This is a genomic window from Mycobacterium sp. PTI7 (genome assembly GCF_056679845.1).
Genome location: NZ_CM155252.1, coordinates 955,207 through 980,906, shown reverse-complemented (window position 1 = coordinate 980,906; position 25,700 = coordinate 955,207). Strand labels below are relative to the sequence as shown.

Genomic DNA, 25,700 nt, shown 5'->3' with positions numbered 1-25,700 from the left:
CGGCGTTTCCCCGGCGTGTCGCACGTCACACGACGAGCGTGTCGGGCCAACGCGTCGTGTCTACCACCGGCCACCGACACGCTCCGGCACCCGACGGGACAGACAGCAAAGCCGCCGACAGGCCCTGACGTGGGCCCATCGGCGGCTTGGCTCAGACGTGGGTCAGCCGACCTCGGCGACCAGCTTCTCGACCGCCTCGCGCACGTTGGCCGCGACCTCGGCGTTCTCCCGCGGGTGCTTGCCGTCGAACGTCGCCGACGGGATGGAGAGCTTCACGTCCTCGATGACGTTGGGCCCGGCGATGCCGAACGACTTGCGGGTCTCGTCGTGCGCCCAGACCCCGCCGTACTGGCCGAGTGCCGAGCCGATCACGACAGCCGGCTTGCCGTTGAGCGCGCCGTTTCCGTAGGGACGCGAGAGCCAGTCGATGGCGTTCTTGAGCACGCCGGGGATGCTGCCGTTGTACTCGGGCGTGACGACGAGCGCCGCGTCGGCGTCGGCGGCCGCGGAACGCAGCGCACGCACCGGCTCGGCGACGTCACCGTTGTCGTCGTCCTCGTTGTAGAAGGGCAGCTCACCGAGGCGGTCGAACAGCTCGACCGAGACGCCCTCGGGCGCCACCTCCGCGGCCAGCTCGGCCAGCTGCCGGTTCACCGATTCCTTGCGGAGGCTGCCCAGCAGGACCACTACCTTGACGTTCGACATTCTCAAATCCCTTTCCTCGAGTCCCCGTGATGCTTGCACAGTTTAACCGGACCGTGGTCCGAATCATTCCCGCTGAGTTAAAGTACAGGTGTGGCCGGCATCGATGACACAGGCGGGTTCGTCGGGCTTTCGGTCACCGATGCCGGACCGTCGGAACGTGGCGACGCCGCCCGCAACCGCGCGCTGCTGCTCGATGCGGCCCGGCGCCTCATCTCCGAACGCGGGACCACCGCGGTCACCATGGACGACGTCGCCACCGCCGCGGGCGTCGGCAAGGGCACGCTGTTCCGCCGCTTCGGCAGCCGGTCCGGGCTGATGATCGTCCTGCTCGACGAGGACGAGAAGGAACAGCAGCAGGCGTTCATGTTCGGTCCGCCGCCGCTCGGACCGGGCGCCCCGCCGCTCGACCGTCTCATCGCCTACGGCCACGAGCGGCTGAGCTTCGTCTGGAACCACCGGGCGCTGCTCAGCGACGCGGGCCGCGACCCGCAGACGCGCTTCAACGCGCCCTCCACGCTGCACCACGTCCACGTCCGGATGCTGCTCGCCGCGGCGGGCACCACCGGTGACCTCGACGCGCAGACCCATGCGCTGCTCGCACTGCTCGACGCCGAGTACGTCACCCACCAGATCGTCGATCTCGACCGCAGCCTCGAGGACCAGGGCCGAGGGTGGGACGACGTCGTCGGCAAGCTGTGCGGTAGGTGACCTGATGTGGGTCCTGCACGTCGACCTCGACCAGTTCCTGGCGTCGGTCGAACTGCGCAGGCACCCGGAACTGGTGGGGCTCCCGGTCATCGTCGGGGGCAGCGGCGATCCCACCGAACCGCGCAAGGTGGTGACGTGCGCGTCCTACGAGGCCCGTGAGTTCGGCGTGCACGCGGGCATGCCGCTGCGCGCCGCCGCCCGCAAGTGCCCCGACGCCACGTTCCTGCCGTCGGACACCGCTGCCTACGACGAGGCCTCCGACCAGGTGATGACCCTGCTTCGCGACCTCGGCCACCCGGTCGAGGTGTGGGGCTGGGACGAGGCGTACGTCGGTGCCGACGACCCGGACGGCACGGTGGACCCCGTCGCGCTCGCCGAACGGATCCGCGAGGTGATCGCCGCCGAGACCGGGCTGTCGTGTTCGGTGGGGATCAGCGACAACAAGCAGCGCGCCAAGGTGGCGACGGGCTTCGGCAAGCCGGGTGGCGTGTTCACGCTCACCGACGAGAACTGGATGCCGGTGATGGGCGACCGCCCGGTGGACGCGCTGTGGGGCGTCGGCCCGAAGACCACCAAACGTCTTGCCGGACTGGGCATCACCACCGTCGCCGACCTCGCGGCCACCGACGCCACGCTGCTCACCGAGACGTTCGGTCCGTCGACCGGTCTCGGCATCCTGCTGCTGGCCAAGGGTGGCGGCGACGAGACCGTCAGCGCGCAGGAGTGGGTGCCGCGGTCGCGCAGCCACGTCGTCACGTTCCCCACCGACCTGACCGACCGCACGGAGATGGACGAGGCGGTCCGGTTGCTCGCGGTGCGCACGCTCACCGAGGTCGTCGCCCAGGGCCGCGTGGTGACCCGGGTGGCGGTGACGGTGCGCACCACGACGTTCTTCACCCGGACCAAGATCCGCACGCTGCCCGCACCGGGCGTCGCCGAGGACGTGATCGTCGAGACGGCGCTCGCCGTGCTCGACCGCTTCGACCTGGACCGCCCGGTGCGACTGCTGGGCGTCCGGCTCGAACTCGCGATGCCCGACGACGGCGTCGGTACCGGACGTTAGCGTCGGGTCGTGCTGCAGACCATCGCCGTCCGGGGCTACCGCTCGCTGCGCGACCTCGTCATGCCGCTGTCCCGACTGACCGTCGTCACGGGCGCCAACGGCACCGGCAAGTCGTCGGTGTACCGGGCGCTCGGGCTGCTCGCCGACTGCGCGCGCAACGAGGTGATCGGGTCGCTCGCCCGCGAGGGTGGCCTCCAGTCGGTGCTGTGGGCGGGGCCGGAGACCCTGGGCGGCGCACGGCGCACCGGACGGGCCGAGGGCACCACGCGGACGCGGCCCGTGTCACTCGAGATGGGCTTCGCCTCCGACGACTTCGGCTACCTGATCGATCTCGGCCTGCCGAAGGACGCGGGTCCGCGCTCGCTGTTCGCCCGCGATCCGGAGATCAAGCGGGAGGCCGTCTTCGCGGGTCCGCGGCTGCGACCCAGCGCCACGCTGGTGTCGCGCGGCGCCGCGTACGCCGAGGTGGCCGCCGAGTCCGGCCGCGGCTTCGACGAACTCACCCGCTCGCTGCCCGCCTACCGCAGCGTGCTGGCCGAGTACGCGCACGCGAGCGCGCTACCCGAACTCGCCGCGGTGCGAGACCGGTTGCGCGGGTGGCGTTTCTACGACGGCTTCCGGGTCGACGCCCGGGCGCCTGCGCGCCAGCCGCGGGTGGGCACGCGCACGCCCGTCCTCGCCGACGACGGGGCGGACCTGGCCGCGGCAGTCCAGACGATCGTCGAGGTCGGGTTCGAGGACCTGTCCCGCGCCGTGTCCGACGCCTTCGACGGTGCGACGCTGTCGGTGGCGGTCAACGACGGACTCTTCGAGCTGCTGCTGCACCAGAGGGGCATGCTCCGTCCGCTGCGCACCGCCGAGCTGTCGGACGGCACCCTGCGGTTCCTGCTCTGGGGCGCAGCGCTTCTCGGCCCGTCGCCGCCGCCGCTGATGGTGCTCAACGAGCCCGAGACGTCGCTGCATCCCGACCTGATCGCCCCGCTGGCGGCGATGATCCGGTCGGCCGCCGCCACCACCCAGGTGGTGGTGGTCACGCACTCGGCGTCCATGCGCGCTCACCTCGCCGAGGCGGGTGCGGCGGAGATCGAGTTGCACAAGGACTGGGGTGAGACCCGGATCAGCGGCCAGACGACCCTGACGGCGCCGCCGTGGGACTGGGGCAGCCGCTGACCGTCAGGCCGACTTCTTCGACGGTCGCAGCGCACGGGTGAAGATGACGTTGACCTGCCGCATCGCCACGCTGTAGGGCCACCAGGCCACGCGCTTGAACATGTAGAGCGCGCGGATGTCCGGCGAGGTGTAGATCAGGTACCGGTTGCGCGTCACACCGCGCAGGATCCGGTCGGCCACGTGCTCGGGCGACACGGCGTGCCCGCCGAACCGGTCCACCCACTTGCTCACCTGCGGGTGGTCGCGGTCCACGCCGGCGATCTCGACGGTCTGCACCAGCGGCGTCTTGACCGCACCCGGGACCACCAGCGAGACGCCGATGCGGTGGCGGGCCAGGTCGAAGCGCAGGACCTCGCTCACACCGCGGAGGCCGTACTTGCTCGCGCTGTAGGCGGCGTGCCAGGGCAGCGCGACCAGACCGGCCGCCGACGACACGTTGACGAGGTGCCCGCCGCGCTTGGCCGCGACCATCGGCGGGACGAAGCACTCGATGACGTGGATCGGGCCCATCAGGTTGACCGACACCATGGTTTCCCAGTGCCGGTGCTCGAGCGTGCTGACGGTGCCCCAGGCGGAGACGCCGGCGATGTTCATCACGACGTCCATCGCCGGGTGGGCGGCGTGGATGTCGGCAGCGAACGCGGCGACCTGCTCGTAGTCCGAGACGTCGAGCGCGCGGTGGGCGCTGACCTTGGCGCCGAGCGCCTGGGCGTCGGCCACGGTCTCGGCCAGACCTTCGGCGTTCCGGTCGGTGAGGAACAGTTCGGCGCCCTCGGACGCCAACCGCAGCGCCGTCGCGCGTCCGATGCCGCTGGCTGCTCCGGTCAGGAAGCACCGTGTGCCCGCATATCCGTTGCGCTGTGCCATGGAGTGGACCCTACCGGCGGACCTCAGCGGTCCTGGCCGCCCCACAGCGCCCCGCCCCAGAGTGCGTTGAGCCACAGCCGCTCGACCACGTCGACCGCGCGTACCGGGTCGGCGTCGCGGCCGACGAAGCCGGTGTCGTGCGACAGCGTCATCGCGGTCGTCGCGGTGAGCATGCGGACCAGCGCGGGCAGGTCGTCGGTGATGGGCCGGGCTCCGGAGTCCTGTCGGACGAGCCCGACGATCTTCTCGATCACGGTGTCCTCGAAGTCGTTCATGATCTCGCGGATCTGCCCGTCGGTGTTCTGCGCCAGCGTGAAGGCACGCATCACCGGGTCCCGGCTGCCGAACACCGCGGCGGCACTGCCGACCATGCGCTTGGCGAACTCGGCGGGCGTCTCGCCGGCGTCTCGCGGCGCGTAGTCGTGGGTCAGCGTCTCGAGTTCGTCCATGGCCTCGGCAACGATCACCGCGAGCACCGCGTACTTGGAGTCGAAGTAGAAGTAGAAGCCCGACCGCGCGACGCCGGCGCGCTCGCTGATCATGCTCACCGACAGGTCGGCGAAGGACTTGACCTCGAGGAGTTCGCGGACGGCGGTGATGATGGCCTCGCGCTGCCGGTCGCCGCGACTGCGGCGGCTGGCACCGCCGGCGGGGATCGGATCGGCGCTCATGGACGACAACCTTTGCACCGCGGCTCGCCCGGGACAAACTTGACAGGCGTCAAGTCGCATCGGCAGGATGGCCAGCAAGTGAGATCGACCACACGAACTCAGCCCAGGAGAATCATGGCGACCATCAACACCCCGGAGTATCTGCTCGGCGAGGCAAAGCGACGCCTCACCCCCTCGATCAACAACTTCCCGGGGATGGGTGCCATCGAGAAGCGCCTGCGGGCCAAGGAGTGGGACCAGTACGTCCTGGCCGAGCCGCCTCCGGGCAGTGGCCTCAAGCCCGTCCTCGGCGACGCCGGCCTGCCGGTGCTCGGCCACATGATCGAGACGTTCCGCGGTGGCCCCGAGTACGCGCTCGACATCTACCGCAAGCACGGACCGGTGCACTACACGCACTCGGCGGCGCTGCCCGCGGTCACGGCGCTGGGCCCGGACGCCACGCAGACGGTGTTCTCCAACCGCAACAAGGACTACTCGCAGCAGGGCTGGCACCCGGTCATCGGCCCGTTCTTCAACCGCGGCCTCATGATGCTCGACTTCGAGGAACACATGTTCCACCGGCGCATCATGCAGGAGGCGTTCATCCGCAGCCGGCTCACCGGGTACGTCGAGCACATCGACCGGGTGGCATCGGACGTCGTGAGCAACGACTGGGTGGCCAACGACTCGCGCTTCCTCTTCTATCCCGCCGTGAAGGAACTCACCCTCGACATCGCGTCGGTGGTGTTCATGGGCCACGAGCACGGCGGCGACAGGGAGTTGGTCACGAAGGTCAACGACGCCTTCACGATGACCACCCGCGCGGGCGGGGCGATCATCCGCACACCCGTGCCGCCGTTCAAGTGGTGGCGCGGTCTGCAGGCCCGCAAGGTGCTCGACGACTACTTCGTCGCCCGGGTGAAGGAGAAGCGCGGCGCCGACGGCACCGACATGCTCAGCGTGCTGTGCCACACCGAGGACGAGGACGGGAACGCGTTCTCCGACGAGGACATCGTCAACCACATGATCTTCCTGATGATGGCCGCACACGACACCTCCACGTCGACGCTGACGACCATGGCCTACAACCTGGCCGCCAACCCCGAGTGGCAGGACCGGGTACGCGACGAGTCCGACCGCCTCGGCGACGGTCCGCTCGACATCGACGCGCTCGAGAAGCTCGAGACCCTCGACCTCGTCATGAACGAGTCGCTGCGCCTGGTGACGCCGCTGCCGTTCAACGTGCGAATGACGGTGCGCGACACCGATCTCTGCGGCTTCCACATCCCCGCCAACACATCGGTGATCACGTGGCCGTCGATGAACCACCACCTGCCGGAACTGTGGACCGATCCGGAGAAGTTCGACCCGGCGCGCTTCGCCGAGCCGCGCAACGAGCACAAGCAGCACCGGTACGCGTTCGCGCCGTTCGGCGGCGGCGCCCACAAGTGCATCGGCATGGTGTTCGGCCAGCTCGAGATCAAGACCGTCATGCACCGCCTGCTGCGCAAGTACCGCCTCGAACTGGCCCGGCCGGGATACAAGGCGCACTGGGACTACGGCGGCATGCCCATCCCCATGGACGGCATGCCCATCGTCCTGCGCCCGCTGCGCTGACCGTGACACGGGCGGAGAAGCTGGCCGACGCGGGCATCGTCGCCCTGGCGGGCATGCGGATCGGGATCGGCGCACTGGCCTGGGCCAGGCCGGATCTCGCGTCCACGCTGTTCGGCTTCCCGGCGCCCGACGATCAGGGCCGCTACCTGTGGCGGCTGTTCGGCGTCCGCGACGTCGCGGTCGGCCTCGGCACGGTCGCCAGTTCCGGTGAGCGCCGCCGCATCTGGGCGCGGGTCGGGCTGGCGTGCGACGTCGCCGACGGCGCGGCCGGCGCGCTCGGGCGGGCCGGCGTCTCCCGGTCCAGCGCGGCCGCGATGACCGGTGTGCCCGCGGCCGCGGTGGGCTTCGGGGCGTGGGCGCTGCGGCCACGCCGCTGAGTCAGGTCCCGCGCACCACGATGCGGTGGCGCGGCCAGGAGTAGTTGGCGTACCCCTTCGGGTTCCACAGCGCGGCGGCCGATTCCGACTGCAGGGCGCCGGTGTCGTCCCAGGCCCTGGCGACGACGTCGAGGTTCCCGGCCACCGCGTCGACGGTCGACGTCCACAACCGCCAGGCCCAGGGACCGCGACTCGGCGACAGGTCCGCGGCTCGCCAGGTGATCCCGCCGTCGGCGGAGACGTCGACCCGCGCGATCTCGCGATCGTCGCCGGCGAGCGCGTACCCCGTGACCGCGATGGGCCCGGCGGGCAGCACAGCGCCGTCGGCCGGGGACAGGATCGCCGAGTTCAGGCCGATCGACGACAGCGCGATCCCCTCGGCGGCGTCGGCGGGATCGGCGTCGGCAGGCAGCAGCCGATAGGCATGGGCCTGGAAGTAGTTGTCGGACGGCCCGTTTCGCACGGTCACCCGGTTCACCCACTTGACGCTGCGCGCGCCGATGAACCCGGGCACGACGACCCGTACCGGCCCACCGTGCAGACGGGGCAGCGGCTCGCCGTTCATCTCCCACGCCAGCAGGACCTCCCCGGAGAGCGCCTTGCGCAGCGGTATCGAACCGCCGTAGGCCTGCGCGGGAGTCGCATCGGCGGCGACGTCGGGCGCGGTGAACTCCACGTGCAGTCCCGCGCCGTCACCGACACCGGCCGCAGCGAGGACGTCGGCGAGGCGGACGCCGCCCCACCGGGCCGTGGACGTCGCACCCGGGCCCCACGGATCCTCCCCGGGAATCGGCCGGATCGCGACGAACTCCTCGCGCCGGTTGCCCGCGCACTGCAGCGTCGCGGTCACCTCGTACCGGGCGAAGTCGGACACCAGCCGGTCGAACGCGAGGTCGAGGACGTCGGTGACGAGTCCGTCGACGGTGAGCCGCCAGTCGTCCGTCGCGACGTCCGGGACGGGACCGTGGTTGCGGCTGTAGAACGCCTCGATCGGCGTGATCTCGTGCCCGGCGAGCGCGGCCGGTTCCGGTTCGGCGTTGAACGGGGCCGTCTCCCGGACCACCGTGTCGGGCCGCTTGCCCCATTCCTGCGCCGATGCCATAGCCGCCCATTGTGCTGCCCGCCCCCTCCCGGCGACGCATTGCACTCGTGCAGATCGCAATCGGCCACGCCCCGGGTTTGCGATCAGCGCGCGCACAACCCTTGCCCGCGGCGCGGCGGTAGGGCTATGTGGACTGACGTGACCACCACCGACACCTCCGCGGACGCCGGAACGGCGGCCGAGCCGCCGACCAACCTGCGCACCCCCCTGCTCGCGAGCCTCGTCGGCACCACCATCGAGTGGTACGACTTCTTCCTGTACGCGACGGCCGCGAGCCTGGTGTTCAACCGCGCCTTCTTCCCCGACCAGAGTTCACTGGTCGGCACGCTCCTGTCGTTCGCGACGTTCGCGGTGGGCTTCGTCGTCCGCCCGATCGGCGGCTTCGTGTTCGGGCACATCGGCGACCGCATCGGCCGCAAGCGCACGCTGGCCGCCACGATGCTGCTGATGGGCGGCGCCACCGCGCTGATGGGCGTGCTGCCCACCGCCGCGCAGATCGGCGTCCTCGCGCCGATCCTGCTGCTGCTGTTGCGCATCGTGCAGGGCTTCGCGCTCGGCGGCGAATGGGCGGGCGCGGTGCTGCTCGCCGTCGAGCACGCCCCGCCCACACGACGCGGCCTGTTCGGCAGCATCCCGCAGGTCGGCCTGGCGCTGGGGCTGGCGCTGGGCACCGGCGTGTTCGCGCTGCTGCAAGTCGTGATGACCGACGAGGCGTTCCTCGCCTACGGCTGGCGGATCGCGTTCCTGGGCAGCATCGCCCTGGTGATCGTCGGGGTCGTGGTGCGCCTCAAGGCCACCGAGACGCCCGAGTTCGAGAAGGTGCGCCGATCCGGCGAGACGTCGACCGTGCCGGTGCGGGAGGTGTTCCGTCCGCCGGCGCTGCGGTCGACGGTGCTCGGCATGCTGTCGCGCTGGGGCGAGGGCGCGGCGTTCAACACGTGGGGCGTGTTCGCGATCTCGTACGCCACCGGCACCCTGCACCTGGCCAAGGTGCCGACGCTGGTGGTGGTGACGGTGGCGGCGCTGCTGATGGCGGCGCTGCTGCCGGTGTCGGGTCTGCTGGCCGACCGCTTCGGACCGAGACGGGTGTACGCCAGCGGCATCGCGGCCTACGGCCTGCTGGTGTTCCCGGTGTTCGCGCTGTTCTCCGTCGGCAACCTCACCGCGTACGCGATCGGCATGATCCTGGTGTTCGGCGTCGTCCACGCCTGGTTCTACGGTGCGCAGGGCACGCTCTACGCGTCGCTGTTCCCCACCCGCATCCGCTACACCGGGCTGTCGACGGTGTATCAGCTGTCGGGCGTATACGCGTCGGGGCTGACGCCGCTGATCCTGACGGCGCTGATCGCCGCGACGGGCGGTTCACCGTGGCTGGCGTGCGGCTACCTGGTGCTCACCGCCGCGATCAGCGTGGCGGCGACGCTCGCCTTGAAGCCGCTCGACGAGCGTCAGCCGGCGTAGAGCCGGTTGGCGCACGCGATGATCGCGCGCAGTGCGGAGTCGGTCGCGTCGTCGGCGAGTCCCATCGCCCAGCTCTCGTGGAAGCCGTCGGTGCCGCGCACGTAGGTCGCGGTGGCCCCGTCGGCGGGGAGCTGGTGGAACTCGCACAGTTCGACGGCGATCCCGCGCTCGTGCAGCATCGCGGTCAGCGCGCCGATCGGTCCGCCGGCCGATGCCCTCGAGGTGCCGATGCGGTCTCCGACGGCGATCGTGGCCTGGTAGTGGCGGGCCTGCGGGCCGATCCGGCCGCCGGGGCGCTCGGCGTCGGTGCACTCCCAGTTGCCGAGCCGCAGCGGGCCGGACGTGGGTGCGTAGGTCTCGCGGAACGCGTCGAACGTCATCGAGCCGGCCTCCTCGCGAAGGCCTCGCGGCAGCGACCCGGGAATCCGAGCCGCAGTCGTCGGGGCCTCGGTGGATGGTGAGTGGGCGCTGAACGCCGCAGATGTGGAGAGCACGTGCCGGTCTTCTCTGTGAACGAGGAAGCGACCGACGGTGAAGCGACCCACAGCGAGGGGTCGGTCTGGATCAGACCCCGCTGCGGGTGACTACTACGAGTCGCTTCGGCACGTTCGCGACTGTAGGCGCACTCGTGCCGCGGGTGCAACCGATTTCGGCGGGGTCTAGGGTTCATCGCCGATGACGCTGCAGTGGTGGGAGGTGGCGCTGCTCGTCGCGGCGGGCGTCGTCGGCGGCCTCGCCGGCAGCATCGCCGGGCTCGCGTCGGTGGCCACCTATCCCGCGCTGCTCCTGGTGGGTCTCCCGCCCGTCGCGGCGAACGTGACCAACACCGTCGCGCTGGTGTTCAACGGCGTCGGTTCGGTGTGGGGGTCGCGGCCCGAGCTGGTGGGACAGCGGGCCGTCCTGCTGCGGATGCTGCCGATGGCGGCGGTCGGCGGCCTCGCCGGGGCGGTGCTGCTGCTGTCCATCCCCTCGGAGGGCTTCGAGAAGGTCGTCCCGGTGCTGCTGGTGGCGTCGTCGGTGATCATCGCGCTGCCGCGCCGCGCCCGCGCCGCCGGTGCGAGGTCCCCGCACGCCGTGCTGATCGGCGTCGTGGTGTTCGTCGTCTGCGTGTACGGCGGGTTCTTCGGCGCGGCGGCGGGCGTGCTGCTGCTGGCACTGTTCCTACGCACCGGCAGCGCGTCGCTCGCCCACGCCAACGCGGTGAAGAACGTCGTCCTCGGGGTGGCCAACGGCGTTGCGGCACTGGTGTTCGTCGTCTTCGCGCCGGTGCACTGGGCGGCGATGCTCCCCATGGCCGTCGGCTGCCTCGTCGGTGCCCGACTCGGGCCGATCATCGTGCGGCGGGCGCCGGCGACCCCGCTGCGCATGGTCATCGCGGTGGCGGGCATCGCCCTGGCGGTCCGACTCGGTCTCGACGCCTACCGCTGACGGGTCAGCCGAACGGCTCGTCGCCGGCCGCGACCCGCGCACCGAGGTCGATCAGGTGAGCTGCCGACTCGTGCAGCCGCTCCCCCGCGTCCCGGCTCGCGCGGCCGGCGAGGAACCGCGACCACGTGCCCTCGATGACGATGCCGAGCTTGAAGCACGCCAGCGCGACGTACCAGTCGAGGCGGTCCGGACGGCGTCCGCCGGCGGCGACGTAGGCGTCCACCAACTCCGAACGGGTGGCCAGCCCGCCCAGCTTGGCGAGTGCGGAGCCGGCGTCGATGGTGTTGGGCTCGGTCGGCCAGCAGACCAGCATCCAGCCGAGGTCGAGCAGGGGGTCGCCGACCGTGCACATCTCCCAGTCGACGAAGGCCGCGAGTTCGGCCCGGTCGTGCCGCAGCAGGACGTTGTTGAGGTGGGCGTCGCCGTGCATGATGCCGGGCGGGCGATCGTCGGGCTGGTGGTCGCGCAGCCACCCGGCCAGGGCGTCGACGGCGGGCAGGGACGTGGGGTCGTAGTCGTCGTGCCGGTAGCTCTCGAGTAGGCCGAGGAACTGCGGGACCTGGCGGGCCAGAAACGATCCCGGCCGGCGCAGCTCCGCCAGCGGACTCCCCTCCCACGCCACGTTGCCCAGCTCGGCGAGGCCGGCCGCGTAGGACAGGCACACGTCGTGTCGCATCGTCGGGTGGTCGACGTAGGCCCGGGCCACCTCGTTGCCGGGGTTGAAGCCGTCGACCTCCTCCATCACGTAGAAGACGACGCCGAGCACGTCGAGGTCGTCGCAGCCGGCGATGAACTCGGGGTGCGGCACCGACGAACCGGCGAGCGTGCGCAGCACGGCGATCTCGCGCAGCATCGTCTTGTCACTGGTCGGCCGCGGGTGCAGCGGCGGCCTGCGCAGCACCATCGGCCTGTCGTCGATCCGCAGGTGCACCACGATGTTCTGGGTGCCTCCGGTCAGCGGTGCGACGTCGGACACGCTGGTGCCGAGCCCCGTCCGGCGCGCCCAGCGCTCGACCGCGCGGCGGGCGTCCTCGTCGAGCCCGGCCGGTTCGTCGGCCATCACAGACCGAACTGGTCGTCGATCACACCGAGCCAGATCTGCGCCGCGTCGATCGCGATCTTCTCGCTGATGAAGGCGTGCTGCGTGCCGGTGTAGACGTCGCGGAACGCCCGCTCCAGCCGGCTGCCCTCGCGGATCGCACTGGTGCCGGCCACCAGGTGCGCCCACTCCGCGCACTCGCGCGACACGTCGGTGGCGTACACCGCGGCGACGCGCATGTCGGCCCGCAGCGTCGGGGTGAGGTCGTCGCCCGCGGCCACCGCGGCCTCGGCGGTGGTGAACGCGTCGAGCACCAGCAGCCGCGCGGCGCGCCAGGCCGCGACGTGGTGGGCCAGACCCTTCTGGAACGTGGGACGGCTGGCCAGCGAGGCCATGTCGCTCATCCGGAACTTGGTGGCGGCCAGCTCGGTGACGTCGTCGAGCATGCCCTTGGCGACGCCCAGCGCCCAGGATGCGTGGCCCGCCGCGGTCACGGGCATCATCCCCATCCGGGTGGCCGGCGACGTGCCGCGTCGCGGTGCGCGCTCGAAGAGCGCGAACGTCCGGTGCTCGGGCACGAACACGTCGTCGACCGCGTAGTCGTAGGACCCGGTGGCCTTGAGCCCCTGCACGTGCCAGCCGTCCTTGAACTCGATCTCGTCGCGCGGGAGCACGGCGATCCGCATGTCGGGGATGCCGTCTCCGGCGAGGCGGATCTCGCCGTCGTCCATCGGCATGAAACCCGCCGCGACGTACTCGGCGTGACCGGTGCCGGAGCCGAAGCTCCAGGACCCCGTGAGGCGGTAGCCGCCGTCGACCGCAACGCCCTGCCCGTTCGGGAAGAACTGCCCGCCCATGGTGACGCGGTTGTCGTGCGCGGTGAACACCTCGTCGAAGCCGGCGTCGGGCAGGTAGGTCGCCGCCGCGAACGACGACGGCAGGTTGGCGATCCCGACCCAGCCGAACGAGCCGTCCTGCCATGCCATTTCGATCCAGGTCTCGATCATCTCGGCGAAGCCCGGCTCGCGGCCGCCCGCGGGCACCGGATTGAACGCCGACATCAGCCCCGACGACCACATCCCGTCGACGACGGCCGGGGTCAGCGTGCGGAGTCGTTCGCAGTCGGCGGCTTCGGCGCGCACGAGGTCCCGCATCCCGCGGGCCAGGTCGACGACGGGGGTGGGCTCGGCGAGGGTCTGGGCTTCGGTGACCATGCCTGACATGGTCGCCGGGACGGGGGTCGTCGCGCGGGAAAACGCGTCATCCCGCCGCCGCGCGTCAGTCCAGCAACCGCCGCGCCACGTTGGTGGTGACCAGGTCGAGCAGCTCGTCGCCGCGTCCCGCGAGGATCGTCCGAATGGCGTAGAGCGAGAAACCCTTCGCCTGCTCGACGGTGATCGCCGGCGGGATCGACAGCTCCTGACGAGCGGTCACGACGTCGACCACCGCGGGGCCGTCGTGGGCGAACGCGTCGGCGATCGCCTGTTCGAGGTCCTTCGGCTCCTCGACCCGGCGCCCGAACAGCCCCATCGCGCGGGCGACGGCGGCGAAGTCGGGGTTCACCAGGTCGGTGCCGAAGTTCACGATGCCCGCGGCCTTCATCTCCAGCTCGACGAAGTTGAGCGACGAGTTGTTGAACACGATGAGCTTCACGGGAAGTCGGTTCTGCATCAGCGTGATGAGTTCGCCGAAGCTCATCGCCAGACCGCCGTCACCGGCCAGCGCGACGACCTGCCGCTGCGGGTAGGCCGTCTGGGCGCCGATCGCATGGGGCAGCGCACAAGCCATCGTGCCGTGGTTGAACGACCCGACCAGCCGCCGGCGGCCGTTCATCCGCAGGTAGCGCGCCGCCCACACCACGGGCGATCCGACGTCGACGGTGAACACCGCGTCGTCGGTGGCCAACTGATTGACCAGTCCCGCAACGTATTCGGGCCGGATCGGGCTCTTGTCACGGTCGTTGACAGCGAGCGAGTCGAGGCTCGCCCTGGTCTTCGCGTAGTGGCGCAGCGAACGGTCGAGGTGCTCGCGACCGGTCTTCTGGGCCAGCAGCGGCCGCAGTGCGGCGATCGTGTCCGCGACGGTGCCCACCAGGCCGAGGTCGATCGGCGTCCGCCTGCCGAGGTGACTGCCGCGGACGTCGACCTGGATGACGCGGGCGTGGTCGGGGAAGAACTGCTGGTACGGGAAGTCGGTGCCGAGCATCAGCAGGGCGTCGGACTCCTTGATGGCCTTGTACCCCGACGAGAACCCGAGCAGCCCGGTCATGCCGACGTCGTGCGGGTTGTCGTATTCGATGAACTCCTTGCCGCGCAACGCATGAACGACGGGCGCGTTGAGCGTGCCGGCCAGTTCGACCAGGGCGTCATGCGCACCGGCCACCCCGGCGCCACCGAGGATCGTGACGCGCTGCGCGGAGTTGAGGATGTCGGCGGCCCGGCGCAGCGACTCGTCGTCGGGACGGATCACCGAGCGGGTGGCCTCGATCGCGTTCTGCAGCCAGCCGGACTCGCCCGCCTGGGCCAGGAACACCTCGCCGGGGATCACCACGACGGCCACGCCGTTCTCCTCGACGGCGGCACGCATCGCCATCTCGAGGATGCGCGGCGCCATCTCCGGCGTGCTGACCAGCTCGCAGTAGACGCTGCACTCACGGAACAGGTCCTGGGGGTGGGTCTCCTGGAAGTAGCCCGAGCCGATTTCCGAGCGCGGGATGTGCGCGGCGATCGCGAGGACCGGCACGCGGCTGCGCTGGGCGTCGAAGAGTCCGTTGATCAGGTGCAGGTTGCCCGGCCCGCAACTACCCGCGCACACCGCCAGCTTGCCCGTCAGTGCGGCGTCCGACGCCGCGGCGAACGCTGCGGTCTCCTCGTGCCGGACGTGCTCCCAGGACACGTCGTCGGACCGGCGGATCGCGTCGGTGAAGCCGTTCAGACTGTCGCCGGGCAGGCCGTAGACGTGGCGCACGCCGCTGCGCGCCAACGCCTCGATGACTCTGGTGGCGACGGTTGCCATGGACGGCCTCTTCCCCTGCGACGTCGGCGCATTCGTGCGCGCCGCGCGCCGGTCAGCGCGCCGGAGTCACCTTACTGATTTCGGCGCGATCCGCTCGTCGAACTACTTCGGGGCGAAGCGCTGGCCGGCATCGAGGCGGATGCACTGGCCGTTGAGCATGGGGTTGTCCACGATGGCGAGCGCGAGCTTGGCGTACTCCTCCGGCTTGCCGAGACGCTTGGGGAAGGCGGCGTCCTTGGTGAGTGCCTTGGCGAACTCGTCGGGGATGCCCTGCGTGAGTCCGGTGGCGAACAGGCTCGGCGCGATGGCGGTGACGCGGATGCCCAGGCTGCCCAGGTCGCGGGCCATGGTCAGGCACATGCCGGCGATCGCGGCCTTCGACGCCGTGTAGGCGACCTGCCCGATCTGACCCTCGAACGCCGCGATCGAGGCGGTGTTGATGATGACGCCGCGCTCCTCGCCCTCGTCGTCGACGGGTTCCTGCGTGCTCATCTGCCAGGCGGCGAGCCGGCTGATGTTGAAGGTGCCGATCAGGTTGAGGTCGATGCAGGACCGGAAGCTCTCCAGGCTGTGCGGGCCCTCCTTGGTGATCGTGCGTTCGCCGATGCCGCCGCCGGCCGTGGTCACGATCACGTGCAGGGCGCCGAGATCCTCGACGGCGGCCGCGAGGACCTTCTCGGTTCCGTCGAAGTCGGTGACGTCGACCTCGTGGAAGCTCGCCCCGATGGCCGCGGCGACGTCCTTGCCGTTCGACTGGCCACGGTCGAGGATCGCCACGTCGGCGCCGCGTGCGGCCAGCGACTCGGCGGTCGCCTTTCCGAACCCGGATGCGCCCCCGACGACGATCGCCTTCTTCCCCGAGATTTCCATGCGACTCTCCAACGTGTCAGATTGAGGCCAGACTGTAACGCCCCTGGCGAGCGTCACCTTACGGTAAGGCTTTCCGCGCGCCCAGTGGGTACGTTGGCGTGCATGGCCGATGTGGCTTCCCGCCCCCGTGCGATGACGGGCGTGGCCGCTGCGGCGGTCGCGCTCGGCGTCACCCAACTCGTCGCCGTGCCGATCGGCCCAGGTGCCGACGCGCGGACCGCCGTCGGCTCCGCAGTCATCGACCTGACGCCGGGCCCGGTCAAGGAATCGGCGATCCAGCTGTTCGGCACCGCCGACAAATTGGTGCTCACCGTCGCCGTACTGCTGGTCATCGGGGTGATCGCCGGCATCACCGCACGCTTCGAGACCAGTCGCATCCCGCTCTGCAGCATCGCGATCGGGCTGGCGGGCATCGCCGGGGCCGTCGCGGTCATGTCGCGCGCGGGGTCGTCGCCGGTGGACGTGGTGCCCGCGCTGGTGGGCGCCGTGTGCGGCATCGCCGTGCTGCGGCTCCTGGTGTCGGGGCGGTTCACCGATCCCGCACCCGCCAAGCCACCCTCGCCGCGGTCGGCGGGCACCGTCATCCCCGCCGCGGGCCCTGCGCCCGATCCGGGGCGGCGGCTGTCGCTGATCACCTTCGGGTTCCTCACCGCGGGCGCGCTGACGGGCGTCGCCGGTGCGGTGCTCGCGCGCATGCGCTCGTCGGTGGCGGCCGATCGCAATGCGTTCGCCGCACCTCCCCCGCTGTCGATGGCACCGCCGGTGCCCCCGGGCGTGCAGCCCGCGGGCGTCGCGCTGCCCTCCTTCATCACCCCGGCCGCCGACTTCTACCGGATCGACACCGCCCTGACCGTGCCGCAGCTCAGCCGCGAGGAATGGAAGCTGCGCATCCACGGCATGGTCGACGACGTGGTCACGTTCGGCTTCGACGACCTCGCGCAGTTCGAGGTGATCGAGAAGGTCGTCACCCTCACCTGCGTCTCGAACCCGGTCGGCGGCGACTTGATCTCGAACGCCACCTGGACCGGCTACCGGGTGCGGGACCTGCTGGCCAAGGCCGGGGTGCGATCGGACGCCGACATGGTGATGTCGCGGTCGATCGACGGCTTCACCGCCGGGTCGCCCGTCGAGGCCATGACCGACGACCGCGACTCGCTGCTCGCGATCACCATGAACGGCCAGCCGCTGCCCACCGAGCACGGCTACCCCGCGCGGCTGGTCGTGCCCGGGCTGTACGGCTACGTGTCCGCCACCAAGTGGGTGGTCGACCTCGAGCTGACCCGGTTCGACCGCGCCGAGGCGTACTGGACCCGGCTCGGCTGGGGTGCGCGCGGCCCGATCAAGACGCAGTCGCGCATCGACGTGCCCCGCAGCGGGCAGGACGTCCCCCGCGGCGCGGTCACCTTCGGAGGCGTGGCGTGGGCGCAGGGCCGCGGCGTCAAGGCCGTCGAGGTGCGCATCGACGGCCCGGACGGCAGCGAGGGACCGTGGCAGCCGGCCGAACTCGGTGCGGCGTACTCCAAGGACACCTGGCGGCTGTGGAGCTTCGCGTGGCAGGCCGATCAGCCGGGCCGCCACCTGATCTCGGTGCGCGCCACCGACGACACCGGCGCCGTCCAGACGTCCCAGCTCGCCGACGTCCTGCCCGACGGTGCCACCGGCTGGCACAACGTGTCGTTCACGGTCACCTGACCCTGCTCCCGGGCGATGTCGCAGGCGCGTGACAGGCTGGAGCGGTGCTGCTCGTCGACGTCGCCACCGCATCCGCCGACGTGGGCGCCACGTCGAGCAGGCTGGCCAAGACCGCCCGCATCGCAGACCTGCTCGCCGCGACCGACGGCGACCCACGGCGGGCCGCGGTGGTCGTGTCGTGGCTCTCGGGTGACCTGCCGCAACGCCAGATCGGCGTCGGCTGGGCGGCGTTGCGCTCGCTCCCGGCGCCGGCCACCGACCCGACGCTGACCGTCACCGGGGTCGACGCGACCTTCACCGAGATCGGCGGCGTCTCCGGCAAGGGATCGCAGACCCGGCGCGCCGAGTTGGTTCGGGGCGTGTTCGGGGCGGCGACGGCCGTCGAGCAGACCTTCCTGCGCCGCCTGCTCGGTGGTGAGCTGCGCCAAGGCGCCCTCGTCGGCGTGATGGCGGATGCGGTCGCGAAGGCGGCGGGCGCACCGGCCGTCGACGTGCGGCGCGCGGCGATGCTCAGCGGCGACCTCGCGGCCGTCGCCGCGGCCCTGCTCGCCGAGGGTCCGGACGCGCTGTCGCGGTTCACCCTGCACGTCGGCACGCCCGTCGGCCCGATGCTGGCGCAGACCGCCACGGGTGTCGCGGCCGCGCTCGAGAAGCTCGGCGGCACCGCGGTGTTCGAGGCCAAGCTCGACGGCGCCCGCGTGCAGATCCACCGCGACGGCGATCGGGTCTCGATCTACACGCGCACCCTCGACGACGTCACCGACCGGCTGCCCGAGGTCGTCGCCGCGACCCTCGCGCTACCGGTACGCACCCTGATCGCCGACGGCGAGGCCATCGCCCTGCGGCCCGACGGCAGACCCGACCGGTTCCAGGTGACGGCGTCGCGGTTCGGGTCACGCGGCACCCGGGACGCCGCGGCGCAACCGCTGTCGGTGTTCTTCTTCGACGTCCTGCACGTCGACGGCACCGACCTGCTCGACGCGCCCGTCACCGAGCGGCTGGCCGTACTGGACTCAATCGTCCCGGCGACCCAGCGCGTCGACCGGCTGGCCACCACCGATGCCGACGCCGCCGCCGACTTCCTCGCGGCCACCCTCGACGCCGGCCACGAGGGCGTGATGGCGAAGGCGCCGACGTCGCCGTACGAGGCGGGCCGACGTGGCGCGGGATGGCTCAAGGTGAAGCCCGTGCACACGCTCGACCTGGTGGTGCTGGCCGTCGAGTGGGGCTCGGGCCGCCGCACGGGCAAGCTCTCCAACATCCACCTCGGCGCGCGCGACGAGCAGACCGGTCAATTCGTGATGCTGGGCAAGACGTTCAAGGGTATGACCGACGAGATGCTGGCCTGGCAGACCGAGCGGTTCCTCGGCCTGGCCGACGGACCCACCGACGGGTACGTCGTCGCGGTCCGGCCCGAGCAGGTGGTCGAGATCGCCCTCGACGGGGTGCAGGGGTCCACCCGCTACCCCGCCGGAATGGCACTGCGATTCGCCCGCGTGGTCCGCTACCGCGACGACAAGCGCCCGGACGAGGCCGACACCGTCGCGACGGTGCGCGCCCTCTACGAGCGCTGACCTCAGCCGCCGCACCAAAGGGGGGCGTTCTCACCAATCGCCCCCGCCACGATGACAGGATCGGACCATGGCTTCATCTCCATCCGCACCTCCCCCGACACCACCGGCGCCGGCATCCGAGCGCACCGAGGAGACCGTCGGCGACATCACCTACGTCCGCACCGACCCGGTCCTGCCGCCGGTCGCGGTCGTCGACCGGTCCCCCATCACCACCAAGCACAAGGTGATCTTCGGCGTCATCGCCGTCCTGGGCGCCGTCGCCTGGGCCATGATCGCGTTCTTCCGCGGTGAGACGGTCAACGCGGTCTGGTTCGTGATCGCGGCCATCTGCACCTACGTGATCGGCTACCGCTTCTACGCCCGGTTGATCGAGACCAAGATCGTCCAGCCGAAGGACGAGAACGCCACGCCCGCAGAGGTGTTCGAGAACGGCACCGACTACATGCCCACCGACCGGCGGGTGCTGTTCGGTCACCACTTCGCCGCCATCGCCGGCGCGGGACCGCTGGTGGGACCCGTGCTTGCGATGCAGATGGGCTACCTGCCCGGCACGATCTGGATCATCGTCGGCGCCCTCGTCGCCGGCTGCGTGCAGGACTACCTGGTGCTGTCCATCTCGGTGCGCCGCCGCGGCCGCTCACTCGGCCAGATGGCGCGCGACGAACTGGGCACCGTCGGCGGCGTCGCCGCGATCGTCGGCGTGCTCGTCATCATGGTCATCCTGCTCGCCGTGCTCGCGCTGGTCGTGGTCAACGCGCTCGCCGAGAGCCCGTGGGGCGTCTTCTCCATCTCGATGACCATCCCGATCGCACTCTTCATGGGCCTCTACCTCAGATTTTTGCGGCCCGGCCGGGTGTCCGAGGTGTCCCTGATCGGCGTCGTGCTGCTGCTGCTCGCCGTGGTGTCCGGCGGCTGGGTCGCCGAGACCGCCTGGGGCGTCGACTGGTTCACGCTCTCCAAGGTCACGCTGTCGTGGTGCATCATCGCCTACGGCCTGGCCGCGTCGGTGCTGCCGGTGTGGCTGCTGCTGGCCCCGCGCGACTACCTGTCGACGTTCATGAAGGTCGGCACCATCGCGCTGCTCGCCGTCGGCATCCTGCTGGCCCGCCCCATCATGGAGGCACCGGCGGTCTCGTCGTTCGCGTCGAGCGGCACCGGCCCGGTGTTCGCCGGCTCGCTGTTCCCGTTCCTGTTCATCACGATCGCCTGCGGCGCCCTGTCGGGCTTCCACTCCCTCATCTCCTCGGGCACCACGCCCAAGCTGCTGGAGAAGGAGAGCCAGATGCGCCTGATCGGCTACGGCGGCATGCTCACCGAGTCGTTCGTGGCGATCATGGCGCTCATCACCGCGGCGATCCTCAACCAGCACCTGTACTTCACGATGAACGCGCCCGCTGCCTCCACGGGGACGACGGGTGAGACCGCGGCCGCGTACGTCAACGGCCTCGGCCTGTCCGGTCCGCCGATCACCGGCGCGGAGATCGACGCCGCCGCTGCGAGCGTCGGTGAGGAGTCGATCGTCTCGCGCACCGGCGGCGCCCCCACGCTGGCATTCGGCATGTCCGAGGTGCTGCACCAGGTGTTCGGCGGCGAGGGCCTCAAGGCGTTCTGGTACCACTTCGCGATCATGTTCGAGGCGCTGTTCATCCTGACGACCGTCGACGCGGGCACCCGGGTCGCGCGATTCATGCTGTCCGACGGCCTGGCCAACCTCGGCGGCCCCTTCAAGAAGCTGCAGAACCCGAGTTGGCGTGTGGGCGCCTGGATCTGCAGCATCATCGTGGTCGCCGCGTGGGGCAGCATCCTGCTGATGGGCGTCACCGATCCCCTCGGCGGCATCAACACGCTCTTCCCGCTGTTCGGCATCGCCAACCAGTTGCTCGCCGCGATCGCCCTGACCGTGGTGACCGTCGTGATCATCAAACGCGGCCTGCTCAAGTGGGCGTGGATCCCAGGCATTCCGCTCGCCTGGGATCTGATCGTCACGATGACGGCGTCGTGGCAGAAGATCTTCTCCGGCGACCCCAAGGTCGGGTACTGGACGCAGCACTTCCAGTACCGCGACGCCAAGGACGCGGGCAAGACGGCGTTCGGCGCGGCCAAGGACGCCGGTCAGCTCGACGCCGTCATCCGCAACACGTTCATCCAGGGCACCCTGTCGATCCTGTTCGCGGTCCTGGTCGCCATCGTGTTCACCGCCGGCGTCATCGTCGCGCTGCGCGCGATCCGCGGCACCGCCCGGCCGCTCTCCGAGGACGAACCCGTGCCGTCGCGGATCTACGCGCCGTCGGGTCTCCTGACCACCGCAGCCGAGAAGGAGGTGCAGAAGCAATGGGACGCATTACCGGACTCGCAGGCCAGATCGGTTCGTACGTCAGCGCATTGAGTCGGTACTCCGCATCACTGATGGGCGACGACCACTACCGTCGCTACGTCGAGTTCCGCGGTCGCGCGCACCCGGGCGAGCCGGTGCTCACCGAGCGTGAGTACTGGCGGATGCGCCATGCGACCACGGAGGCCAACCCGCAGACCCGCTGCTGCTGACCTCTCAGAGAATCGCCGCGGCGGTGATGAGGCCCATGCCGACGTGCGCGCCCATGACCACGAGTACCTCCGGGGTGTAGCGCTCGGCGGCCAGCACCGCACCGATGTCGATCCCGGTGACCAGCTCGATGATGCGCACCGAGATCGCCTGCGCCACGATGCCCAGCACGCCGAACAACAGCGTCTTGATCAGCCCGTCGAGCAGGTCGCCCGACGAGGTGAAGATCGCCATCACCACGACGAACGACAGCGACACCAACCCCGACGCGGCGATCGCGGCGGCGTTGGGACGCCGCGCCTGGACGAGCGTTCGCAGCGGACCCGGTGTCGTCCAGTCGAGCACGAAGAAGCCGAGCACGATGAGCGCGAGACCGACGATGGCGTACAGCGCGATCGCGGCCACGCCGTGACCGAGGACGGACCAGTAGTCTTCTCCGAGCGCGACGATGGTCATGGGGTGAGTGGGTTCCTCTCGGTCAGGACAGCGGGATGCGGTGCGGAACGAAGGCGGCGCCGTCGTCGGTGACGAGCCCGGAGGTCTCCCGGATGCCCAGGCCCGCGGACTCGTCGCCCACGATCCAGGCCCCGAGTGCGGGGCGCATGTCGTCGAACTGCGGGAGCGGATCGAAGAGTTGGTAGACGAACCCCTCCTCGCCGTACACGCCGCCGGTCTGGGTCTCGTGCCCGTCGGCCACGATGGTGACGTTCGCACCCTCCCGGCCGAGCTTCGGCTTGCGCACGTAGTCCACCAGCTCGTGCGGGTCGTCTACGTAGGCGGGCAGCAGGTTCGGGTGTCCGGGGTGCATCTCCCAGAGCACGGCCAGGATGGCCTTGTTGCTGAGCAGCGTCTTCCACATCGGCTCCACCCACATGGTCTGCGGCAGCGATTCGACTGCGCGACGGCCGAAGTCGTCGTCGATGAGCCACTCCCAGGGGTACAGCTTGAAGATGGAGGCGATGGGCGCCTCCTCGAGGTCGACGAACCGGTTCAGGTCGCGGTCGAAGCCGATGTCCTCGATCGCGAGGCCGACGGTGCTGAGTCCGGCCTCGGCCGCGCACTCCTGGATGTAGGCGAGCGTGACGTTGTCCTCGCCGGTGGGGTCGGCCGACGACCACGTGAAGTGCGTCTCGGCACCGGGCAGCAGGTCGCGGATCTCCGCCCAGCGCTCGACGAGCTTCTCGTGCAGCGAGTTCCACTGGTCGTCCTCGGGGAACACCGCGGTCTTCCAGTGCCACTGCAGGATCGCGGCCTCGAGCAGCGAGGTCGGGGTGTCGGCGTTGTACTCCAGCAGGACCGGCGGGCGGCGCCCGTCGTAGCGGAGGTCGAAGCGGCCGTAGAGGTGCGGATCCCGTCGGCGCCAGGACTTCTCGATGTGCTCCCACGACCACTCGGGGAGCCCGAAGTCGCGGTACCGCTCGGTCAGGACGACGTGCTCGACCGCGTCGAGGCACATCGAGTGCAGCACCTCGACCGACGCCTCGATGGCGAGCACCTCGTCCATGTCGAAGACGTAGTGCACCGACTCGTCCCAGTAGGGCCGCTCGGCGCCGGTGGAGTCGCGGGCGGGCGTGCCGTAGCACATGCCCTGCTCCCCGACGATGCGCTGCCAGTCGGCGCGCGGGGCGTGGCGTTCGCGCCTCACGTCAGCTGCCCGACCCGCCCGCGCTGCTCGACCCGAAGCCGCCGCGCGTGACGGACCCGGAGTCGGCGCCACCGCCGCGGGTGATCGACTGTCCGGCCGACGTCCGTCCGCTGGTCCCCTTGGGCAGTTCCAGGGTGCCGCCCCGCGCGGTGGAGCCGATGCCGCCGTTGTTGCCGCCGTAGTAGTACCGGTAGGGCGAGCCGGCGAAGATGAACAGCCCGCCGCCGCCCCCGCTGGTCCCGGACGAGCAGTACTGCTCGGGGACGACCTCGTTGGTGCCGTCCCGCACGCACGTCGCGGAGACCTCGTCGTCGTCGTTCAGCACGTGGTAACCCAGGGCGACGACGCCGACCAGGCCGATCGCGGCGACCGACCCCATCATCACCTTGCGCCGCGACGCCGAACGCGCCTGCTGCCTGCGCTCCTGATACTCCGCGAACGCCGCGGCGTCCTCCCGGGCCTTCTGCGCCTTGTCGCGCTGACGTGCCTCGGCGAGCGTCGGAGGCCTCGGGCGGGTGGTGGCGGCGTCCTGCCAGCGGATCGATCCGGCGCTGTGCTTCTCCGGAGCCGGCTCCGTACCCTCCGGTCCTTCGCCGGAATCGCTCGTCCCGTCGTCGCGCACGATGCCCTCCCCAATCAGACTCATCCGCCAGCATAGAGAAGGCCGTTCGGCGGGCGGGGCTCACACGTCGGTCGCGCGGTACTCCGCCACGATGGGCTCCAGTTCGTCGGGCGTCGCGCCGTGCATGATCACTGCGTCGGCGCCGTGGTCGAACTCCTGGCGCATCCGCTCGACGCACTGCCGTGCCGACCCGGTCGCGGACGGCTCGAGCCACTCGTCGGGGATCAACGTCGCGATGTGCTCGATCTGCTCGGGCCCGGCCTTGTGGTCGATGCCGCCGGGGATCGAGGTGACGACGGGATCCTCGCGGAACCTCTGGAGCACCGCCGGATCCCAGCCGTTGGTCTTGACCAGCAGGTCGCCGTACCCCTGCAGATAGGTCGCGAGCCGGGCGACGGTCTTCTTCAATCGCAGTTCCTCGGGCAGGTGGTCGCCGACGGTCGCGAAGCACGACCACACGCGCACGCTCGCCGGGTCGCGGCCGGCCTGCTCGGCGGCGTCCTTGACGGTCCTGACGGCGCGCCGCAGCGTCTCGGGGGTGAAGTAGGTGTGCAGGATGACGTCGTCGAACTCCCTGCCGCCGAGGGCGAGGGTCTGCGGCCCGAACGCGACGATGGCGAGCCGGATGTCCTCGTCGAAGTCGCGATCGAGGAACAGCACCGGGTACGTGCCCAGGGGGCCGTCGTGACCGATGATCACCTCGCCGTGCCACAGCCTGCGCATGACGCGCGCGAAGTCCTCCATCTGCGCGGTGGTCACGGCGGGCACCCCGAACGCGTCGTACATCGCCGCGATCCCCCGCCCGATGCCGAGGGTGAAGCGGCCGCCGGAGAGCCGGTGCATCGTGGTGGCGTAGGACCCCGTGATCAGCGGGTGCCGCGTGTTGTGATTCGTTGCGGCCGTGGCGATCCGCATGGTGGAGGTGACGGCGAGCGCCGCGCCCGTCAGCGACGACGCCTCCTTGACGTTCCACCGCTCGGAGATGAACCCGGTGCCGAAGCCGAGTTCCTCGCCGCGGCGGGCCTCGTCCATCAACGCGGCCGGGCCCTCACCGCCTGCGCCCGCCAGCAGGTAGTAGCCCAGCTCGTCCAACACCCTCACGCCCACACTCCCTGCTGGTAGCCACAGTTCCAGACCTCGGTGATCCGGCCGTCGACGACGCGGAACACCTCCATGCTGCCGATGGTGGTCTCCGTCCCGTCCGTCAACGTCATCGGCGATTGATAGACGATCGCCACGTGCTCGCCGTCGTCACCGGCCACCACCAGCCGGAGGTCGAACCGGATCGACGCGAACATCGCCCAGTGGTCGACGATCCGCGCCACCGCCTCGTCGTGCGTCAACGTGTGCGACTCGCCGACGCCGTGGCGGATCACGTGCTCGCCCAGCAGCTCCTCGGCGAGTGCGAACTCGCGCCGGTTCCACACCACCAGGTTGTAGGCCTCCACCACCTCGCGCGCCGACCGCGTCACGGGGACACCGGTGGCGCGTGGCCGGTCGGAGCATGGTCGACGTCGATGCCCGTCAAGTTAATTGTCGAGCGTCTAATATGC

The 25,700-nt window shown here is 70.7% G+C and carries 25 protein-coding genes; 11 read left to right on the top strand and 14 right to left on the bottom strand.

What is annotated here, in order from left to right; genetic code table 11:
* Window positions 1–162: 162 nt before the first annotated feature.
* Window positions 163–705 (bottom strand): NAD(P)H-dependent oxidoreductase, encoded by a 543-nt coding sequence (locus AC1MEY_RS04765; RefSeq protein ID WP_480229572.1) that lies wholly within the window; start codon window positions 703–705, stop codon window positions 163–165.
* Window positions 706–804: 99 nt separating this feature from the next.
* On the opposite strand from AC1MEY_RS04765, the gene AC1MEY_RS04760 reads away from it, so the two are divergent.
* The 3 genes from AC1MEY_RS04760 to AC1MEY_RS04750 are packed head-to-tail and all read left to right on the top strand — an operon-like array spanning window position 805 to window position 3,646.
* Entirely contained in the window at window positions 805–1,413 is a 609-nt protein-coding gene (locus AC1MEY_RS04760; RefSeq protein ID WP_480231300.1) for a TetR/AcrR family transcriptional regulator, read from the top strand.
* Window positions 1,414–1,417: 4 nt separating this feature from the next.
* Window positions 1,418–2,476, top strand: a complete 1,059-nt coding sequence (locus AC1MEY_RS04755) for a DNA polymerase IV (protein WP_480229571.1) — start codon at window positions 1,418–1,420, stop codon at window positions 2,474–2,476.
* Between the two features lie 9 nt (window positions 2,477–2,485).
* Entirely contained in the window at window positions 2,486–3,646 is a 1,161-nt protein-coding gene (locus tag AC1MEY_RS04750) for an AAA family ATPase (protein WP_480229570.1), read from the top strand.
* Between the two features lie 3 nt (window positions 3,647–3,649).
* Here AC1MEY_RS04750 and AC1MEY_RS04745 read toward each other — a convergent pair whose 3' ends face one another.
* Together AC1MEY_RS04745 and AC1MEY_RS04740 are read right to left on the bottom strand one after the other, a co-directional pair.
* Window positions 3,650–4,513: an SDR family oxidoreductase gene (locus tag AC1MEY_RS04745; protein WP_480229569.1), complete on the bottom strand. Its 864-nt coding sequence runs from the start codon at window positions 4,511–4,513 to the stop codon at window positions 3,650–3,652.
* A 23-nt stretch (window positions 4,514–4,536) separates the two neighbouring features.
* The gene (locus AC1MEY_RS04740; RefSeq protein WP_480229568.1) at window positions 4,537–5,184 is read right to left on the bottom strand and encodes a TetR/AcrR family transcriptional regulator; all 648 of its coding nucleotides are present in this window, start codon (window positions 5,182–5,184) and stop codon (window positions 4,537–4,539) included.
* A gap of 111 nt (window positions 5,185–5,295) precedes the next feature.
* Here AC1MEY_RS04740 and AC1MEY_RS04735 point away from each other — a divergent pair, with 111 nt between their 5' ends.
* Complete coding sequence (locus AC1MEY_RS04735; protein WP_480231299.1) at window positions 5,296–6,780, top strand: cytochrome P450; 1,485 nt, start codon at window positions 5,296–5,298, stop codon at window positions 6,778–6,780.
* A gap of 2 nt (window positions 6,781–6,782) precedes the next feature.
* Window positions 6,783–7,157: a hypothetical protein gene (locus AC1MEY_RS04730; protein ID WP_480229567.1), complete on the top strand. Its 375-nt coding sequence runs from the start codon at window positions 6,783–6,785 to the stop codon at window positions 7,155–7,157.
* A gap of 1 nt (window position 7,158) precedes the next feature.
* Here the strand turns inward: AC1MEY_RS04730 and AC1MEY_RS04725 are convergent, their stop codons facing one another.
* Window positions 7,159–8,259, bottom strand: coding sequence for a sulfite oxidase (locus AC1MEY_RS04725; protein WP_480229566.1), 1,101 nt, complete (start codon window positions 8,257–8,259; stop codon window positions 7,159–7,161).
* Between the two features lie 138 nt (window positions 8,260–8,397).
* Here AC1MEY_RS04725 and AC1MEY_RS04720 point away from each other — a divergent pair, with 138 nt between their 5' ends.
* Complete coding sequence (locus AC1MEY_RS04720) at window positions 8,398–9,720, top strand: MFS transporter (RefSeq protein WP_480229565.1); 1,323 nt, start codon at window positions 8,398–8,400, stop codon at window positions 9,718–9,720.
* Here AC1MEY_RS04720 and AC1MEY_RS04715 read toward each other — a convergent pair.
* The gene (locus AC1MEY_RS04715; protein WP_480231298.1) at window positions 9,708–10,145 is read right to left on the bottom strand and encodes a homocitrate synthase; all 438 of its coding nucleotides are present in this window, start codon (window positions 10,143–10,145) and stop codon (window positions 9,708–9,710) included. The genes AC1MEY_RS04720 and AC1MEY_RS04715 overlap by 13 nt on opposite strands.
* Window positions 10,146–10,395: 250 nt before the next feature.
* On the opposite strand from AC1MEY_RS04715, the gene AC1MEY_RS04710 reads away from it, so the two are divergent.
* On the top strand, window positions 10,396–11,148 hold the full coding sequence (locus AC1MEY_RS04710; RefSeq protein ID WP_480229564.1) for a sulfite exporter TauE/SafE family protein: 753 nt from the start codon (window positions 10,396–10,398) through the stop codon (window positions 11,146–11,148).
* 4 nt (window positions 11,149–11,152) lie between these two features.
* Here the strand turns inward: AC1MEY_RS04710 and AC1MEY_RS04705 are convergent, their stop codons facing one another.
* The 4 genes from AC1MEY_RS04705 to AC1MEY_RS04690 all read right to left on the bottom strand — a co-directional run bounded on the left by AC1MEY_RS04705 (window position 11,153) and on the right by AC1MEY_RS04690 (window position 16,072).
* Complete coding sequence (locus tag AC1MEY_RS04705; RefSeq protein ID WP_480229563.1) at window positions 11,153–12,208, bottom strand: phosphotransferase family protein; 1,056 nt, start codon at window positions 12,206–12,208, stop codon at window positions 11,153–11,155.
* Complete coding sequence (locus AC1MEY_RS04700; RefSeq protein WP_480229562.1) at window positions 12,208–13,401, bottom strand: acyl-CoA dehydrogenase family protein; 1,194 nt, start codon at window positions 13,399–13,401, stop codon at window positions 12,208–12,210. Before AC1MEY_RS04700 ends, AC1MEY_RS04705 begins: the two co-directional genes overlap by 1 nt.
* 64 nt (window positions 13,402–13,465) lie before the next feature.
* A complete protein-coding gene (poxB, locus tag AC1MEY_RS04695; RefSeq protein ID WP_480229561.1) occupies window positions 13,466–15,202 on the bottom strand; it encodes a ubiquinone-dependent pyruvate dehydrogenase in 1,737 nt (578 codons plus the stop codon).
* Window positions 15,203–15,304: 102 nt separating this feature from the next.
* Window positions 15,305–16,072 (bottom strand): SDR family NAD(P)-dependent oxidoreductase, encoded by a 768-nt coding sequence (locus AC1MEY_RS04690; RefSeq protein ID WP_480229560.1) that lies wholly within the window; start codon window positions 16,070–16,072, stop codon window positions 15,305–15,307.
* 102 nt (window positions 16,073–16,174) lie between these two features.
* On the opposite strand from AC1MEY_RS04690, the gene AC1MEY_RS04685 reads away from it, so the two are divergent.
* From AC1MEY_RS04685 to AC1MEY_RS04670, 4 genes are all read left to right on the top strand, one after another.
* Entirely contained in the window at window positions 16,175–17,764 is a 1,590-nt protein-coding gene (locus AC1MEY_RS04685) for a molybdopterin-dependent oxidoreductase (RefSeq protein WP_480229559.1), read from the top strand.
* A gap of 44 nt (window positions 17,765–17,808) precedes the next feature.
* Complete coding sequence (locus AC1MEY_RS04680) at window positions 17,809–19,338, top strand: ATP-dependent DNA ligase (RefSeq protein WP_480229558.1); 1,530 nt, start codon at window positions 17,809–17,811, stop codon at window positions 19,336–19,338.
* 67 nt (window positions 19,339–19,405) lie between these two features.
* On the top strand, window positions 19,406–21,724 hold the full coding sequence (locus tag AC1MEY_RS04675; protein WP_480229557.1) for a carbon starvation CstA family protein: 2,319 nt from the start codon (window positions 19,406–19,408) through the stop codon (window positions 21,722–21,724).
* A 20-nt stretch (window positions 21,725–21,744) separates the two neighbouring features.
* Complete coding sequence (locus tag AC1MEY_RS04670) at window positions 21,745–21,882, top strand: CstA-like transporter-associated (seleno)protein (protein ID WP_480229556.1); 138 nt, start codon at window positions 21,745–21,747, stop codon at window positions 21,880–21,882.
* Between the two features lie 4 nt (window positions 21,883–21,886).
* Here the strand turns inward: AC1MEY_RS04670 and AC1MEY_RS04665 are convergent, their stop codons facing one another.
* From AC1MEY_RS04665 to AC1MEY_RS04645, 5 genes are all read right to left on the bottom strand, one after another.
* A complete protein-coding gene (locus tag AC1MEY_RS04665; RefSeq protein ID WP_480229555.1) occupies window positions 21,887–22,336 on the bottom strand; it encodes a DUF350 domain-containing protein in 450 nt (149 codons plus the stop codon).
* Window positions 22,337–22,358: 22 nt separating this feature from the next.
* On the bottom strand, window positions 22,359–23,525 hold the full coding sequence (locus AC1MEY_RS04660; RefSeq protein WP_480229554.1) for a glutathionylspermidine synthase family protein: 1,167 nt from the start codon (window positions 23,523–23,525) through the stop codon (window positions 22,359–22,361).
* A 1-nt stretch (window position 23,526) separates the two neighbouring features.
* A complete protein-coding gene (locus AC1MEY_RS04655) occupies window positions 23,527–24,066 on the bottom strand; it encodes a hypothetical protein (RefSeq protein WP_480231297.1) in 540 nt (179 codons plus the stop codon).
* A 141-nt stretch (window positions 24,067–24,207) separates the two neighbouring features.
* Entirely contained in the window at window positions 24,208–25,281 is a 1,074-nt protein-coding gene (locus AC1MEY_RS04650; RefSeq protein ID WP_480231296.1) for a TIGR03857 family LLM class F420-dependent oxidoreductase, read from the bottom strand.
* Window positions 25,245–25,619, bottom strand: a complete 375-nt coding sequence (locus tag AC1MEY_RS04645) for a nuclear transport factor 2 family protein (RefSeq protein WP_480229553.1) — start codon at window positions 25,617–25,619, stop codon at window positions 25,245–25,247. Before AC1MEY_RS04645 ends, AC1MEY_RS04650 begins: the two co-directional genes overlap by 37 nt.
* Between the last annotated feature and the right edge of the window lie 81 nt (window positions 25,620–25,700).

Coding starts and splice junctions, on each gene's coding strand:
- AC1MEY_RS04670 (WP_480229556.1), top strand. CDS start 21,745: ATGGGCGACGACCACTACCGTCGCTACGTCGAGTTCCGCGGTCGCGCG.
- AC1MEY_RS04685 (WP_480229559.1), top strand. CDS start 16,175: ATGGCCGATGTGGCTTCCCGCCCCCGTGCGATGACGGGCGTGGCCGCT.
- AC1MEY_RS04745 (WP_480229569.1), bottom strand. CDS start 4,513: ATGGCACAGCGCAACGGATATGCGGGCACACGGTGCTTCCTGACCGGA.
- AC1MEY_RS04755 (WP_480229571.1), top strand. CDS start 1,418: ATGTGGGTCCTGCACGTCGACCTCGACCAGTTCCTGGCGTCGGTCGAA.
- AC1MEY_RS04765 (WP_480229572.1), bottom strand. CDS start 705: ATGTCGAACGTCAAGGTAGTGGTCCTGCTGGGCAGCCTCCGCAAGGAA.
- AC1MEY_RS04675 (WP_480229557.1), top strand. CDS start 19,406: ATGGCTTCATCTCCATCCGCACCTCCCCCGACACCACCGGCGCCGGCA.
- AC1MEY_RS04725 (WP_480229566.1), bottom strand. CDS start 8,259: ATGGCATCGGCGCAGGAATGGGGCAAGCGGCCCGACACGGTGGTCCGG.
- AC1MEY_RS04690 (WP_480229560.1), bottom strand. CDS start 16,072: ATGGAAATCTCGGGGAAGAAGGCGATCGTCGTCGGGGGCGCATCCGGG.
- poxB (WP_480229561.1), bottom strand. CDS start 15,202: ATGGCAACCGTCGCCACCAGAGTCATCGAGGCGTTGGCGCGCAGCGGC.
- AC1MEY_RS04710 (WP_480229564.1), top strand. CDS start 10,396: ATGACGCTGCAGTGGTGGGAGGTGGCGCTGCTCGTCGCGGCGGGCGTC.
- AC1MEY_RS04665 (WP_480229555.1), bottom strand. CDS start 22,336: ATGACCATCGTCGCGCTCGGAGAAGACTACTGGTCCGTCCTCGGTCAC.
- AC1MEY_RS04700 (WP_480229562.1), bottom strand. CDS start 13,401: ATGGTCACCGAAGCCCAGACCCTCGCCGAGCCCACCCCCGTCGTCGAC.
- AC1MEY_RS04740 (WP_480229568.1), bottom strand. CDS start 5,184: ATGAGCGCCGATCCGATCCCCGCCGGCGGTGCCAGCCGCCGCAGTCGC.
- AC1MEY_RS04705 (WP_480229563.1), bottom strand. CDS start 12,208: ATGGCCGACGAACCGGCCGGGCTCGACGAGGACGCCCGCCGCGCGGTC.